The sequence below is a fragment of the Vreelandella janggokensis genome (assembly GCF_031451615.1).
Taxonomy (GTDB): Bacteria; Pseudomonadota; Gammaproteobacteria; order Pseudomonadales; family Halomonadaceae; genus Vreelandella; species Vreelandella janggokensis.
Genome location: NZ_JARWAJ010000001.1, coordinates 955,237 through 970,282, shown reverse-complemented (window position 1 = coordinate 970,282; position 15,046 = coordinate 955,237). Strand labels below are relative to the sequence as shown.

The window sequence follows — 15,046 nt, the reverse complement described above, 5'->3', positions numbered from 1 at the left end:
CTTTGGGGAAGGCAACGCCATGCATTACGTTAAAGGCTAACACGAAAAAGGCGCACGACTTGACCGTGCGCCCGGGATTGCCCTGAATCAGCGCCTCAATGAATATCGCGCCAATATTCGCGCTTGAGGAGATAGGCAATGACGGCAAAGATAAACAAAAAGATGAGCACCTTCGGCGCTAACGCCTGCGCCTGAAGCTTCGAGGGCTCTCCCACATAGGCAAGAAAGTTTGTGAGGTCATAAACCGCCTCTTCAAACTCCTCTGGCGAGAGCTCGCCCTGACGAGTAATTTCCAACGTATTACAGCCAGTTTCGCTGCCGGAGGCACCTTCTGATGCATCTGCTTCAGGACATACCTTTTCCTGTACACCCTGAAGCGGCTCCAGCACATTGGGCATGGCGACCAGCTCGAATACCGCATTATTAACCCCGGTAGGACGGCTCGGATCCTGATAGAAACTGAGTAGATAGGAATACAACCAATCAGTGCCGTGCAGCCTAGCTGACAGTGTCAGGTCAGGGGGCGGCGCACCAAACCAGGTCTCACCGTCTTCCTCGCTCATTGACGTTTCCATTTGATCGTTGAACGCCATTTCGGAGGAAAAGATGACATTGTCCTCAATAATGTCCCGTGGAATATCCAAATCCTCAGCGGCGCGCGAAAATCGCTGATACTCAAGCGAGTGGCACCCCATACAATAGTTAACGTAGAGCTTCATGCCATTTTGCAACGACGCCTGATTCTGCAGATCCGGCTCCATGGAGTGCGGGACACCTGCGCCACCGGCAGCCATTGTGGTCATAGGCACCAGAACAGCAATGAGCGCGATCAGTTGTTTTTTCATTAGCCTGTCACCCTTTCCGGAACGGGTTTTGTTCTTTCCAACCGCGTATAGATCGGCATCAACAAGAAATAAGCGAAATAGATCGCCGTACAGACTTGGGCCAATAGTGTTCGCCCCCCTGTTGAAGGCATTACACCTAGAACACCCAGCGTCACAAAGCTTGCCGCAAACAACGCTAACATCAGCTTGGATATCCAGCCTTTATAGCGGATCGAACGCACAGGGCTACGATCCAGCCACGGCAGCACAAACATCACGGCAATGGCCGCCCCCATGCACATCACCCCTAAAAACTTAGCCTCCAAACCGAAAATCGAGAAGGTAATGGCACGCAAAATCGCGTAAAAGGGCGTGAAATACCACACGGGCGCGATGTGGTCGGGGGTTTGTAACGGATTCGCCGGTTCAAAGTTGGGTGTTTCAATGAAATACCCACCCCCTTCCGGGAAATAGAAAACCACAATGCAGAACACAAACAGAAAAACGGCAACGCCAACCAGATCCTTAACCGTGTAATAAGGATGAAAAGGGATACCATCCCGCGGATTACCGGCTTCATCTTTCTTCTGCTTGATATCAATGCCGTCCGGGTTGTTTGAACCCACTTCGTGGAGTGCCACAATGTGCAGCACCACCAACGCGAGAATCACAATCGGCAACGCGACCACATGCAAGGCAAAAAAGCGATTCAGCGTGATGCCTGAAATCAGGTAGTCGCCACGCACCCACTGCGCCAGATCCGGACCAATAAAGGGAATGGCAGAGAACAGTGAAATAATGACCTGCGCACCCCAGTACGACATTTGCCCCCAAGGCAGCAGATACCCCATGAAGGCCTCGGCCATCAGGGTCAAATAAATGGCCATGCCGAAAATCCACACCAGCTCTCGGGGGGCTTTGTAGGAGCCATATAGCAATCCCCGAAACATATGCAGATAGATCACCACAAAGAAGGCTGATGCCCCCGTGGTATGCATATAACGGATAAGCCAGCCCCACTCCACATCGCGCATAATATATTCAATGGAGTCAAAAGCGCCTTCCGCACTGGGGTTGAAGCTCATGGTAAGCCAGATCCCGGTCAGAATCTGATTGACGAGAACCAATAGCGCGAGTGAACCGAAAAAATACCAAAAGTTAAAATTTTTCGGCGCGTAATAGTGCGATAGATGGTCCTGAAAGAACTGCGTTGCCGGAAAGCGGGCGTCAATCCAGCGCATCAGGCCTCGGGGCGCTTTGGTTTTATTCGAATTACCCATCAGGCCGTCTCCTCATCTTCACCGACAACAATGATGTTATCGCCTTCGAAACGATAGGGGGGCACTTCCAGATTGGTCGGCGCCGGTACATTGCTGAACACTCGTCCCGCCAAATCAAACCGTGAGCCATGACAGGGACAAAAGAAGCCACCAGGCCAATCCTCGACGCCAACGCCCGCTGCATCAGGCTCGGGACGATAGACGGGCGAACAACCCAGATGCGTGCAGATACCAATCAGGACACCGATTTCCGGGCGTATGGAGCGCATTTGACCGGCAATATAGGAAGGTTGCAGAGACGCTTGAGATTCAGGGTCAGCGAGGCGGTCAGTGGCAAAGGATTCCGTGCGCTCGATCATTTCGGGCGTTCGGTTGATAATCCAGACGGGTCGCCCTCTCCATTCGACCGTCATACGCTGCCCGGGAGCCAGTTTCGAAACATCGGCCTTAACAGGCGCCCCTGCCGCACGGGCTCTTGCACTCGGCTGCCAAGCTGACACGAACGGGATTGCAACCCCAACCGCTCCTACTGCGCCGACAACCGTCGTCGCGCCTACAAGGAAACGCCGCCGCCCCTTGTTAACGCCGTTATTTGCCATATCCGGCCCCCACTTTTTCCTCACGCAACGCTTAACGTTCCGCAAGAATGACTGTTGTTATTTAATGTCTATGTATAAAGTAGTTTAACCAGCGTGCAGTTCGCCAGGCACGCTTAATCAACGTACACCTTGACGGATGATTGTTATAGCAAAAAAAAGCCCAGGCCAATGGCCTGGGCTTTTTCCACAGTATTTGAGCGTCCGATTAACGCTTGGAGAACTGCGGACGACGACGTGCTTTACGCAGGCCGACTTTCTTACGCTCTACCTGACGTGCATCGCGCGTCACATAACCCGCGGCGCGCAGTGCAGGACGCAGGTCTTCGTTATAATTCATCAGCGCACGGGTAATACCGTGGCGAATGGCACCGGCTTGTGCTGAACCACCACCGCCTTCAACCGTGACGTAAACGTCGAACTGGTTGAGGGTTTCGGTCAGTTCTAGCGGCTGACGCACAACCATACGACCAGTTACACGACCGAAGTAATTGTCGAGTTCACGGTTGTTGACGGTAATTTTGCCGGAACCCGGCTTCATAAAGACTCGGGCGGTGGAAGTCTTGCGGCGCCCGGTACCGTAATACTGCTGTGTCATGGCGGAGATTTCCTCAGATGTTCAGTTCAAGCGGCTGTTGGGCAGCATGCGGATGCTCGGCACCAGCGTACACTTTCAACTTGGTGTACATGGCACGGCCAAGCGGGCCTTTGGGCAGCATGCCTTTCACGGCAGACTCAATAATACGCTCGGGCGCATGGTCGATCATTTTATCGAACGTCATGGAGCGTAGACCGCCCGGGTAACCAGTATGGCGGTAATAGGTCTTGTCCTTCGCCTTGTTGCCGGTCACTTGGACTTTTTCAGCGTTGATCACCACGATGTAATCGCCGGTATCAACGTGAGGGGTAAATTCGGGCTTGTGCTTACCGCGCAAGCGGCGAGCAATTTCGGTAGCCAGACGGCCGAGCGTCTTGTCCGTTGCGTCGACAACGTACCAATCGCGCTGGACGGACTGCGGCTTAGCACTGAACGTCTTCATGGATGAAATCACCAGTTAAAATGTGTTGGGTACGACACACCGCAATGCGGCGTTGCACCATCCCTATTTTTTTTGGTTGCGGGATCTTGACCCACAACGTGTAGCGAGGCCGCATTCTACAGCAAGCCATCCGTCAAGTTAAGCCTTTATAGGTATTCACCGAGACTTTTCTGGATTTATCTTTTTATGTGGTCATGGTTCATACAGCCAAGTTTCTACGACCAAGTTTCTACGACCGAGTTTTATATGGCTATACTTTATGCCGCTAGGGCTTGTGCGGCAGCGCCAAATATTCATGGGACTGCATCTCCTGCAGCCGAGAGAGCGTTCGCTGGTATTCAAACGTCAGCTTTCCACCTTGGTAGAGCGACTCCACCGGCACCTCTGCCGACATCAAGACCTTGACGCCCCGGTCATAGAACTCATCCACCATATTGATAAAGCGCCTTGCCAGATCGTCATCTGCGCCGCGCATAGCAGGGACATTAGAAACGATAATCGTGTGAAACTCGCGTGCCAGCTCGATATAGTCATTTTGGCTACGCGGTCCATCGCAAAGCGCCGCAAACTCAAACCAGGCGATGTCATCGTGCAGCCGGCGAGTCGTCAGCACACGCTGATTAATTTCAAGCGGAGCGTCTTCCTCCCCAGCGTGCCCCGCAATTTCGCGAAAACTGCGTGCCAGCTCTTTTTCGGCGGCGTCGTCGAGCGGCGAGTGAAAGATTTCTGCGCGCTCCAGAGCGCGCAGTCGGTAATCAACACCCGAGTCAACATTCACTACCTGACAATGGCGATTGAGCAAATCGATAGCAGGCAGGAACCGGGCGCGTTGAAGACCGTCTTTATACAGGTCGTCAGGCACGATATTCGACGTTGCCACGAGGACGACACCTCTTTCAAAGAGGGCTTCAAGTAGGTTCGCCAGGATCATGGCGTCGGTGATATCCTTGACGAAGAACTCGTCAAAGCAAATCACCCTCGCCTCACTCGCAAATTTGCTCGCCACCAATGTCAGCGGGTTCTTTTCCCCTTTGTAATGGGTGAGCTCGTTATGCACACGCTGCATGAAGCGATGGAAATGGGTGCGCATTTTATCGGCAAACGGCAGCGATTCGTAGAAAGTATCCACCAGGTACGTTTTGCCGCGACCCACACCTCCCCAGAAATAAAGTCCCTGAACGCTCGGCGTCACCGGCTCTTGAGCGGACGTTTTTTTACCTATCAACCCCGCCACCTTGGCCTTAAGCCCTTTATTGGCAAGGACCGTTTTCGGCACCGTCGTCGGGGTTGACAGCAATGCATCGTATAAACGCTGCAAATGCGCCACTGCCGCTTCCTGGGCCGGGTCGTACTCAAACCCCTCTCGCTTAAGGTCTGCACGATAACGCCCCATCGGCGTCGCCGTATTCGGCGCTGGCCCACCACCGTCCGACGTTGCCCTCATCGTTTAACTCTCCTGTTATTTCCGCCTAGGATTACTGAAAACCGACACAACATAAATAAAGGCAACAAGTATACGTGGTTAGGCTCACCAACGCATGAGCATTGACCCAACCATCATCAAGGCGCCTATAATAGCAATCGACTGTTTCATGCGCTGTATAACCAGCAGCGACAGGCATCAAGGGAGATAAATGTGGAAAGCGAGCCATTAACCTATGCAGCAATAGGCCTTGTGATCGGCTTGATAATCGGCGCAGGATGCTACCGGTTACTCAGCAAAAGCCAGCGTCAACTTGCTTCACTTCGCCAAACACTATTGGAACGTGAACATCAGGTGGCGTCACTCAAGAATGGCGTCAGCCATCAACTGTCCAGTGTGCATGAATCGCTGGCAACGATCCGCCAGGAAACCGACGAGCTGGAAAAAAAGCTGCAAGACGACGCGGGCCAGTGGCAACTAGACCAGCTAACACATCGCCCTGCCGAGTTGACTGACCTTCGCCCTGTAAACGAGCCCACTGATACGTTGAGTGCACCCGCGACGCCTCGCGACTACGCCGATGGCCAGAACGGCACGTTATCCGAACATTTCGGCCTCAAGGATAAAGAGGCTCGCGACGACACGGCAACACCGCCACGTTACTGAGCGCTTCCAGTGTGAGTTGACCCCCGGCAGCATTGCCGAGGGTCAACGTCATCAAGCTGGATTATCAATATCGACAAATCGGTGCTCAACACCATATTCATCAGCCAACCATTCCCCTAATGCCTGAACACCATAACGTTCAGTGGCATGATGGCCTGCCGCCAGATAATGGATCCCCATTTCTCTGGCAAGATGCGTCGTTCGCTCTGAAATTTCTCCGGAAACAAATGCCTGCGCACCGCCTTCAAAAGCGGCACTGATCATATCCTGCGCCCCACCCGTGCACCAGGCGATGCGCTCTATGTCACCTACACCCGGCGCTTCAATGAGCAGTGGTTCTCGCTGCAAGGTCTGGCTTATTTGCCCGGCAAGCGCGGTCGCACTCAGTGGCTTGGCAACGCGCCCAGACCAAAGCAAACCTTCACCCAGCTCCCCATCCAGGCAACCTTCAACTTTCCAGCCAAGCTGCCTGGCCAGCTCAGCGTTGTTGCCCATCTCGCTGTGGGCATCAAGGGGTAGATGATAGGCCAGCAGGTTTATCTCATGATCGAGCAAGGTTTTGATTCGTCTTTGCTTCATGCCCGTAATGGCGACCGGCTCGTTCTTCCAAAAATAGCCATGGTGAACAATCAACATATCAGCCTGCCAGCTCACTGCTTCGTCAAGCAAGGACTGGCAGGCCGTCACGCCGGTCATGACACGGGCTACTCGATCACGACCTGCCACCTGAAGGCCGTTAATTGTAAAGTCTTTAAACTGCGAAGCGCGAAGCTGATGGTCACAGGCTGCTACTAATATATCGCGTTGAATCACCGTTGCTCCTAAGTATCTGCTGGCATCCATGAGATACAAGCCAATAAAATGTTATCATTTATAAGATAACGTCTAGTGTAAAACTGACGACTCGTCAGCGCTATTATCTACCCCTCGACGATCGCCAAAGGAAACCTCAATGAAACGCTTTGTGCTGCCTTATATATGGCCCATCATCACAGGCTTTTTGCTGGCAGCGGTCATTATGTTTGCGTTTCCTGAGCGCTTCCCGCTGCCCTTTCAGCCTTCAGCCCCCCAAACCGCAGACACGCCCTCTCTGGTCACCACGGCAGATAAAGAGACCGACACAGACCGACCGGCACCTGAAGTCCGGCGAGCGGCGCCCCTGAACCGCAACCAGGGCCCTGCCAGCTACGCCGCTGCAGTCAACCAGGCGGCGCCTGCCGTGGTCAACGTCTACTCATCTCGCATCGTCGAACGCGACGAACACCCACTGATGTCAGACCCGTTCTTTCAGCAGTTTTTCAACGGCGATGACGCCACTACCCATCAACGTATGCTGTCGAGCCTGGGGTCAGGCGTTATCGTCAGTGACGAAGGCTATGTGCTCACCAATCACCATGTCATCAACGGTGCCGACGAAATCCAGGTAGCGCTGCGCGATGGCCGCGAAGTACTCGCTGAAGTGATTGGCACTGACCCTGAAAGTGACCTCGCCGTGCTTAAAATCGACCTGGAAAACCTGCCCGTTATTGAGCTGAGCAATTCAACGGATGTTGCCGTTGGCGATGTCGCTCTGGCCATCGGCAACCCCTTTGGCGTTGGACAGACGGTGACAATGGGGATTATCAGCGCCACCGGGCGTACCCATCTGGGCCTGAACGCCTATGAAGATTTCATTCAGACCGACGCAGCCATTAACCCGGGGAACTCGGGTGGGGCGCTGGTCAACCCGGAAGGCGCGCTGGTGGGCATCAATACGGCCATCTTTTCGCGCTCGGGGGGGTCTCAGGGTATCGGGTTTGCCATTCCAGCCAACCTTGCCCATAGCATTCTGGACGAGTTGGTTACCCAGGGGCGAGTCATCCGTGGCTGGCTGGGGATTGAGGCGCAGGCACTATCCAGAGAGCTTGCCGCCTCTTTCGGCCTACGCACGCCTCAAGGGGTGATTGTCGCTGGCGTTGTGGATGGAGGGCCCGCAGAGAAGGCGGGATTATTGCCTGGCGATGTCCTGCTATCAGTCGATGGCCAACCTATTCTCGATGCGCGCGCCACCATGAGCGATATTGCCTCGATCAAGCCAGGCACCGAGCTACCGCTGACGATTGTCCGCGACGGTGAACGCATGGAGATGACGCTGAATGTTGGTGAGCGCCCCATTCCTTCGACACTTCCACAACCCGACGGAACCCGCCGAAGTGACAATGATGAAGGCGAACCAACCCAGCCCTGACGGACTGAGTGGCCGCCTTTTCACCCCATCAAGACGGTTTGATTCGATATTCAGCGGATCGCGCGTGAGCGGTCAACGATTCACCGCGTGCCAATACTGAGGCGACCTCACCCAGCGCTGACGCCCCCTCGGCCGAGCAGTGAATCAGCGACGAGCGCTTTTGAAAATCGTAGACGCCCAGCGGTGATGAGAAGCGCGCGGTACCCGAGGTGGGCAGCACATGATTCGGCCCCGCACAATAATCACCCAGCGCCTCTGCCGTGTAACGCCCCATGAAGATCGCGCCCGCATGACGAATACCCGCGAGCCACGCATCTGGCGTTTCCACTGAAAGCTCAAGGTGCTCGGGGGCAACCCGGTTGATCAGCGTGACGGCCTCCTCCGCATCGCGGCAGTGAACCAGCGCGCCGCGTCGACGCAATGACTTACGGACGATATCGGCCCGCTCCAGGGTCGGAAGCAGACGTTCTATAGCGGCTTCTACATCCGCCAGATGCTGAGCGTTCCAACTCACCAGGATGGCTTGAGCATCTTCATCGTGCTCCGCCTGGGAAAACAAGTCCATCGCCAGCCAATCAGGGTCGGTCAGTCCATCCGACACCACCATGATTTCAGAGGGACCAGCAATCATGTCGATACCCACCTGACCGAATACGGCCCGCTTGGCCGTGGCCACATAGATATTGCCCGGCCCGACGATCTTATCCACCCTGGGGACGCTTTCTGTTCCGTAGGCCAGGGCGGCAATGGCCTGGGCTCCGCCAATGGTAAACACCTGGTCCACACCGGCCACGTGCGCTGCCGCCAGCACAAGATCGTTGAGTACACCATCGGGGGTGGGAACCACCATGATGATCTCTTGCACTCCCGCCACATGAGCGGGAATCGCATTCATCAGAACTGATGAGGGATAGGCCGCCTTGCCGCCAGGTACGTAAATCCCCGCGCGGTCGATGGCCGTCACTTGCTGGCCAAGCACCGTTCCGTCAGGTTCTTCGTATTGCCAGGAGGTCGGTTTCTGATGCTCGTGATAACGCCGAATTCGCTCGGCAGCCCTCGCCAAGGCATCACGCTGCTCAGCGGGCAGCGACTCAAAGGCCTGACGCAATTGCTCAGCCGTCAGACGAAGCTCATCCATTTGGGTAACCGAGACGCGATCAAAGCGATTGGTGGCTTCGATGACTGCCGCATCACCATGACGCTTCACGTTGGCGAGAATGTCATTCACGCGCGCCTGAACAGCACTGTCTGACACGCCCTCCCAATCCAGCAACGCGTCCAGTTGTCCGGCAAACGCCTCATCGGCAGTGTTGAGCCGTGCTATCGTCACTGTAGCGTTCTCGTTCATAGCAACCTCACTTAGTCGGCGGACGATATCGTCTTGCGATCGGCAATGGCGCGTTCCAGTCGAGCCAGCAATGGCTTGATACGCGCGTGCTTCATGGTCATGGCCGCCTTGTTGGCCACCAGGCGCGTGCTGATCGGCGCAATCAGCTCACGCGGTTCCATACCATTGGCGCGCAGGGTATTACCGGTGTCGACGATATCGACAATTTCATCGGCCAGGTTCATCAACGGCGCCAGCTCCATGGCACCATAAAGCTTGATCACCTCGGCCTGGATACCTTGCTCGGCATAGTAGCGCCGAGCGATATTGACGAACTTTGTTGCCACCCGACGGCGTGCCAGCTTCGGCGGCTCACCGGTAACGCCGGCGGTCATCAGCTTGCAGCGTGCAATATCGAGATCAAGCGGCTCATAAAGCCCTTCGGCGCCGTGCTCTAAAAGGACATCCTTACCGGCCACCCCCAGATCGGCTGCCCCAAGCTGAACGTAGGTCGGCACGTCCGTTGCCCTGATCACGACGAATTTGAAATCGGGCAGGTTGGTATCGAACAGCAGCTTACGACTTTTATTTAAATCCTCTGTAGGCGTGATGCCTGCATCGGCCAGCAGCGGTAGCGTCTCTTCTAGAATACGGCCCTTTGAGAGGGCTAAGATCAGTTGCTTACTCATTTTGGTTGCCAATGGTTGGGGGCCGGGCTCAGCCTGGGATACGGCGGATACGCGCACCCAGCAGCTGCAGTTTTTCCTCGATACATTCGTAGCCACGGTCAATATGATAAATGCGATCGACCAGGGTTTCGCCCTCCGCCATCATGGCGGCAATCACCAACGAGGCGGACGCGCGCAGATCCGTCGCCATCACCGGCGCACCCGAGAGCTTGTCAACACCGCTAATCAGGGCGGCATTGCCCTCCAGAACGATATTCGCACCCATGCGGTTCAGTTCCTGCACGTGCATGAAACGGTTTTCAAAAATCGTTTCAACAACTCTTGATGCCCCTTCTGCCACGGCGTTCATGGCCACGAACTGGGCTTGCATGTCGGTAGGAAAGGCCGGGTACGGCGCCGTGCGGATATTCACGGCACGGGGACGCTTGCCGTGCATGTCCAGGGCAATCCAGTCGTCGCCGGTAGAAATCTCGGCACCCGCCTCTTCCAGCTTGGCGAGCACGGCTTCAAGGATATCCGCCCGGGTGCGTTTTACCTTCACGCGACCGCCGGTCATGGCCGCCGCAACAAGAAAGGTACCGGTTTCGATACGGTCCGGCATGACATCGTGAACGCAGCCCCCAAGCGACGCCACGCCTTCAATCGTGATGGTATCGCTGCCGTGTCCACTGATCCGAGCGCCCATTTTGATCAGACACTCAGCCAGGTCGACCACTTCAGGCTCACGAGCGGCGTTTTCAAGCACGGTGACGCCATCCGCCAGTGTGGCGGCCATCAACAGGTTCTCGGTGCCGGTAACCGTCACGGTATCAAAATAAATCGTCGCCCCTTTCAGGCGACCATCCACTCGCGCACGAATATACCCTGCTTCGACGCGAATCTCGGCGCCCATGGCTTCGAGACCACGAATATGCAAGTCCACCGGGCGGGAACCGATCGCACAACCACCGGGCAAGGACACATCAGCTTGGCCAAAATGTGCCAGCAGAGGCCCCAGTACCAGAATGGAGGCGCGCATTTTCTTTACCAGCTCGTAAGGCGCGTGGCAGTGAGTGACCTGGGAGCCGTCCAGTTGGATGGTGAGGTTATCCCCCATCACCGGCTCGACGCCCATACGGCCAAGCAGTTCCAACGTGGTGGTAATGTCCTGCAGGTGCGGCAAATTACCGATCACCACAGGCCCCTTGGATAAAAGACTAGCGCAAAGGATGGGCAATGCCGCGTTTTTGGCGCCGCTGACCCAAACTTCGCCGTCAACCGAGCCATTGCCGGTAATTATGAGTTTATCCATGAGATAACCGTTACTGCACGTTTTCAGCAGCGGTTTGCCACTGTGACGGGGTGTAGGTCTTGATGCTGATGGCATGCAAGGCACCCGAGGCAATCTCATCACTCAAGGCTGAATACACCAATTGCTGGCGCTTCACGGGCGATAATCCTTCAAAGGCATCACCCACTGCAATCACCTGAAAATTACAGCCTTCGCCCTGAATATGGAACTGACATCCGTCGACACGCGATTCGAGCAGGGCTTTCACCTCTTGGGGTTGCATAGGACAGAGACTCCTTAAAGGACGTTTGTAAGTGGGTAGATGGATATCAAGAGGAGAACATCATAAAGAAAAGCTGGCGCTTTGGCGACGCCCACGAATCAGCCAACAGACTGCTCGCCGGGCGCCCGGATCAATGCGTCCAGCTCGGCAAGTTCGGCAAGCCGCTGGAGCGGCGCTGACAGGGCAATAGACGTTACCCTGATACGATACTCATGGCATGTGCGCAACCATTGGAGCAAGACGCTCAAGGCGACGTTGCGCGGCGTTGCCACCTTACTGAAATCAAACGCGACCGTTTCGGGCTTTTGACTGGCTAACCAGCGCGCGCCCTCTGCAGCAAGTGCTGCCGCAGAGGCAATATCCACGTCACCCTGCACACTCAAGCCATCGGCCTGCTGGTGCAGCGATACATCGCGGTCGGTAAAAATCACCGTCACGCATCGCCCCCTGCTTCGAGCTCGTCGACACCCACGTCCGGCGCCCAGCTATCAATTACCGCATCGTAATCCCGGTTATTGTCACGCATTGCCTGATCAAACTGGTTACGGAAGGTCAGCCCCAGATTGATGCCGTTCACAATGACGTTGACGACGCGCCACTCGCCGTCGGATAACCGCAGACTATAGTTGACCGGATAGACATCACCATTAGTGGCGACGACTTCCATGGCCACGCTGGCACGGTCTTCTTCACGCTGAGGACGCTGGTCATCCAGAACGCGAATGTCATCGTAGTCAAAGGTCACCAATCCGCGTGTGTACGTATCGATAAGCGTTTGACGAAACACGTCGACAAAACGACTGCGCTGCTCTGGCGAGGCATTACGGAAATAACTTCCCATCACGCTGGCACCGATGTAGCGAAAGTCCGCCACTTCTTCAAGACTCTCATCGACTTGCTGTTTCAGCTCATCGATATTTTCTTCGTAGTACGCCTCACGGCCTTCAAGCTGGGCCATGAATTCGTTGATATTGCTGCGAATCATCTCTTCGGGTGGCTCGGGTTGAGCGCTTGCCGAGAGCGGCACCATCGCCGCGAAAAGCGCGACAGCAAAGGTGAACACCGAGACGAACGACCCTTTCTTTACAGACATCCTTTTATCCTCCTATTGACGGCGAACAATGTCTCCGTCACCTGTTTCAACACGAGCAAGTCAAACAAATACGGCAAGGGCACCTCATCACAATGATCAGTTAGTTGCCATATTGGATATAAATTGCTGGATAAGTTCTTCAAGCACCAGAGCCGATTGGGTATCGCGTATCGTATCGCCTTCCTCAAGCATCTCGGGGTCGCCCCCCATGCTCAGGCCAACGTACTGTTCCCCGAGCAACCCTGACGTCAGAATCGCGGCAGTGGCATCCCGGGAAATCTGACCTTCCAGCTCATTGCTCAGGTTCAGCGTTACCCGGGCGTCATACCATTCGGTATCCAGCTCGATCGACTCGACATGACCCACCGTGACACCTGCCATGGACACCCGCGCACGAGGCTTCAGGCCGCCAATGTTGGAAAAGTTAGCCTCCAGTTGATACGTATTAGACGCACCCGAAAAGGTCAAGCCACTCACCCGCAGCCCCAGAAACACCAACCCCAGGATGCCCACCAGGATAAACAGGCCGACGCCAAACTCCATGGTCCTACTTCGTTTCATGAAACAGCTCCAGCTAATCAGAGGCCGCCAAACATAACGGCGGTTAATATGAAATCAAGCCCCAGTACCGCAAGCGACGAATAGACAACAGTCCGCGTTGTCGCACGGGAAATACCTTCGGAGGTAGGCAGCAGATCATAGCCCTGGAAAACCGCTATCCAGGTGACCACCACGGCGAACACAATGCTTTTGATCATGCCGTTGCCAATGTCGTTGATAAACGCCACGCTGGCCTGCATGTTGCTCCAGTAAGACCCTTCAAAAACCCCCAGCCACTCGACGCCGACCAGGTAGCCGCCCCAAATGCCGACAACGCTGAACCCCACAGTGAGAATCGGCAGCGCCACCACACCTGCCCAGAAACGCGGCGCCACCACCCTTCTCAGCGGATCCACGCCAATCATTTCCATGCTGGTTAGCTGCTCGGTGGCTTTCATCAAACCGATCTCGGCGGTCAGCGCCGAACCAGCACGACCGGCAAATAACAGAGCAGCGACTACCGGGGCCAATTCACGTAACAGCGAAAGCGCCACCATCTGACCCAGGGCGTCCTCGGCGCCAAAATCAATCAGAATGGTGTAGCCCTGAAGCGCCAGCACCATACCGATGAACAGGCCGGATACCAGCACAATGGCCAGCGACAGGACACCGACAAAATGCAACTGCCGCACCCACAGGCGGAAGCCTTCAGCTGATGGCACCCCCACCGCAGACTGAGCAAGAAACACCCCGGCACGGCCCAGCGATTCCACTACATCACAGCTGCGCCGCCCTAACCGGGTAATACGCGTGGCGACCTGCCCACCTCTCATCGACATCAGGCTCCTCCTCGGGTCGCCGTATCGCCCAGCATATCCTGGTAAAACTGAGCGGCTGGGTAATGGAAAGGAACGGGACCATCGGGCTCACCATGGATAAATTGCTTCACCCGTGCGTCCTGGTTGACGTCGAGATCCGCTGGCGTTCCATGTGCCACCACATGGCCCTCGGAAATAAAGTAAAGATAATCAGCAATCGTCAGGGTCTCCTTGATATCGTGGGAAACCACCACTGACGTCAGGTTTAGCGCCTGATTCAGCCGCTTTATCAGTTGGACAAGCACGCCCATGGAAATAGGATCCTGCCCCACAAACGGCTCGTCGTAGAGGATCAGTTCCGGATCCAGCGCCACGGCCCGCGCCAGCGCAACGCGTCTGGCCATGCCCCCCGAAAGCTCGGCTGGCGTGAGATGGCGGGCACCGCGCAGACCGACTGCCTGAAGCTTGAGCAACACCAGGTCACGGATCATGGCATCGGGCAGGTCCGTATGAACCCGCAATGGAAATGCCACATTTTCATACACATCCAGATCGGAAAACAGCGCCCCACTTTGAAACAGCATGCCCATGCGCTTACGTAGCGTAAATAGTGCCTTGCGCGAAAGCCGATGCACGTCATCCCCGTCGATCAGCACGCGGCCCTTGTCGGGGGTCAGCTGTCCGCCGATGAGCTTTAACAGGGTCGTTTTGCCAGTCCCGCTGGGGCCCATGATCGCCGTCACTTTACCGCGCGGGATGGTCATGTTCACCCCGCGGAAAATCTCGTTATCACCCCGAGAAAAATGCAGGTTCTCGACTTCAATAAAAGGCACATCGCTCATGGAACCATCGACTCTCGCGTTGACTTGCACCATTGCTCGCTTCACGCAGCAATTAGGAAACAGTGATAAAAAATCCGTGTTAAAAAAACTGTATTTAAAAAACCACGTTAAAAAACCATTATCGAACA

At 55.4% G+C, this 15,046-nt stretch carries 18 protein-coding genes; 2 read left to right on the top strand and 16 right to left on the bottom strand.

Translation table 11 applies throughout. The annotated features are described in order from the left end of the window. Positions 1–95 precede the first annotated feature (95 nt). From QC816_RS04405 to zapE, 6 genes are all read right to left on the bottom strand, one after another. Positions 96–845 (bottom strand): cytochrome c1, encoded by a 750-nt coding sequence (locus tag QC816_RS04405; protein WP_309781152.1) that lies wholly within the window; start codon positions 843–845, stop codon positions 96–98. Beyond that, on the bottom strand, positions 845–2,104 hold the full coding sequence (locus QC816_RS04400; RefSeq protein ID WP_085918001.1) for a cytochrome b: 1,260 nt from the start codon (positions 2,102–2,104) through the stop codon (positions 845–847). Before QC816_RS04400 ends, QC816_RS04405 begins: the two co-directional genes overlap by 1 nt. Then, the gene (gene petA, locus QC816_RS04395) at positions 2,104–2,703 is read right to left on the bottom strand and encodes a ubiquinol-cytochrome c reductase iron-sulfur subunit (protein WP_085918000.1); all 600 of its coding nucleotides are present in this window, start codon (positions 2,701–2,703) and stop codon (positions 2,104–2,106) included. Before petA ends, QC816_RS04400 begins: the two co-directional genes overlap by 1 nt. A 205-nt stretch (positions 2,704–2,908) precedes the next feature. Then, positions 2,909–3,298 (bottom strand): 30S ribosomal protein S9, encoded by a 390-nt coding sequence (gene rpsI, locus QC816_RS04390; RefSeq protein ID WP_066321105.1) that lies wholly within the window; start codon positions 3,296–3,298, stop codon positions 2,909–2,911. Positions 3,299–3,311: 13 nt separating this feature from the next. Next, positions 3,312–3,740: a 50S ribosomal protein L13 gene (gene rplM / locus QC816_RS04385; RefSeq protein WP_085917999.1), complete on the bottom strand. Its 429-nt coding sequence runs from the start codon at positions 3,738–3,740 to the stop codon at positions 3,312–3,314. Between the two features lie 265 nt (positions 3,741–4,005). Further along, a complete protein-coding gene (gene zapE, locus QC816_RS04380; RefSeq protein ID WP_085917998.1) occupies positions 4,006–5,184 on the bottom strand; it encodes a cell division protein ZapE in 1,179 nt (392 codons plus the stop codon). Positions 5,185–5,376: 192 nt separating this feature from the next. On the opposite strand from zapE, the gene QC816_RS04375 reads away from it, so the two are divergent. Beyond that, complete coding sequence (locus QC816_RS04375; protein WP_268901483.1) at positions 5,377–5,829, top strand: Z-ring associated ZapG family protein; 453 nt, start codon at positions 5,377–5,379, stop codon at positions 5,827–5,829. A gap of 51 nt (positions 5,830–5,880) precedes the next feature. On the opposite strand, the gene QC816_RS04370 is transcribed toward QC816_RS04375, so the two are convergent. Next, entirely contained in the window at positions 5,881–6,642 is a 762-nt protein-coding gene (locus QC816_RS04370; protein ID WP_085917996.1) for a Nif3-like dinuclear metal center hexameric protein, read from the bottom strand. Positions 6,643–6,781: 139 nt separating this feature from the next. On the opposite strand from QC816_RS04370, the gene QC816_RS04365 reads away from it, so the two are divergent. Continuing rightward, positions 6,782–8,056 carry a S1C family serine protease gene (locus QC816_RS04365; RefSeq protein WP_309781150.1) on the top strand — a complete coding sequence of 425 codons (1,275 nt, stop codon included), beginning with the start codon at positions 6,782–6,784 and terminating at the stop codon, positions 8,054–8,056. Positions 8,057–8,084: 28 nt separating this feature from the next. Here QC816_RS04365 and hisD read toward each other — a convergent pair whose 3' ends face one another. From hisD to QC816_RS04320, 9 genes are all read right to left on the bottom strand, one after another. After that, positions 8,085–9,404 carry a histidinol dehydrogenase gene (gene hisD / locus QC816_RS04360; protein ID WP_309781149.1) on the bottom strand — a complete coding sequence of 440 codons (1,320 nt, stop codon included), beginning with the start codon at positions 9,402–9,404 and terminating at the stop codon, positions 8,085–8,087. 11 nt (positions 9,405–9,415) lie between these two features. Beyond that, on the bottom strand, positions 9,416–10,072 hold the full coding sequence (gene hisG, locus QC816_RS04355) for an ATP phosphoribosyltransferase (RefSeq protein ID WP_309781148.1): 657 nt from the start codon (positions 10,070–10,072) through the stop codon (positions 9,416–9,418). Positions 10,073–10,100: 28 nt separating this feature from the next. Then, a complete protein-coding gene (gene murA, locus QC816_RS04350) occupies positions 10,101–11,363 on the bottom strand; it encodes a UDP-N-acetylglucosamine 1-carboxyvinyltransferase (RefSeq protein ID WP_085917992.1) in 1,263 nt (420 codons plus the stop codon). Between the two features lie 10 nt (positions 11,364–11,373). Continuing rightward, complete coding sequence (locus QC816_RS04345; protein ID WP_085917991.1) at positions 11,374–11,625, bottom strand: BolA family protein; 252 nt, start codon at positions 11,623–11,625, stop codon at positions 11,374–11,376. A gap of 98 nt (positions 11,626–11,723) precedes the next feature. Next, a complete protein-coding gene (locus QC816_RS04340; RefSeq protein ID WP_085917990.1) occupies positions 11,724–12,062 on the bottom strand; it encodes an STAS domain-containing protein in 339 nt (112 codons plus the stop codon). Beyond that, the gene (locus QC816_RS04335) at positions 12,059–12,655 is read right to left on the bottom strand and encodes an MlaC/ttg2D family ABC transporter substrate-binding protein (protein ID WP_422823556.1); all 597 of its coding nucleotides are present in this window, start codon (positions 12,653–12,655) and stop codon (positions 12,059–12,061) included. Before QC816_RS04335 ends, QC816_RS04340 begins: the two co-directional genes overlap by 4 nt. A gap of 159 nt (positions 12,656–12,814) precedes the next feature. After that, the gene (mlaD, locus tag QC816_RS04330; RefSeq protein WP_085917988.1) at positions 12,815–13,279 is read right to left on the bottom strand and encodes an outer membrane lipid asymmetry maintenance protein MlaD; all 465 of its coding nucleotides are present in this window, start codon (positions 13,277–13,279) and stop codon (positions 12,815–12,817) included. Positions 13,280–13,296: 17 nt separating this feature from the next. Beyond that, positions 13,297–14,097: a lipid asymmetry maintenance ABC transporter permease subunit MlaE gene (mlaE, locus tag QC816_RS04325; RefSeq protein ID WP_139839351.1), complete on the bottom strand. Its 801-nt coding sequence runs from the start codon at positions 14,095–14,097 to the stop codon at positions 13,297–13,299. Further along, complete coding sequence (locus QC816_RS04320; protein WP_199283470.1) at positions 14,097–14,918, bottom strand: ABC transporter ATP-binding protein; 822 nt, start codon at positions 14,916–14,918, stop codon at positions 14,097–14,099. The genes mlaE and QC816_RS04320 overlap by 1 nt, the downstream gene beginning before the upstream one ends. Between the last annotated feature and the right edge of the window lie 128 nt (positions 14,919–15,046).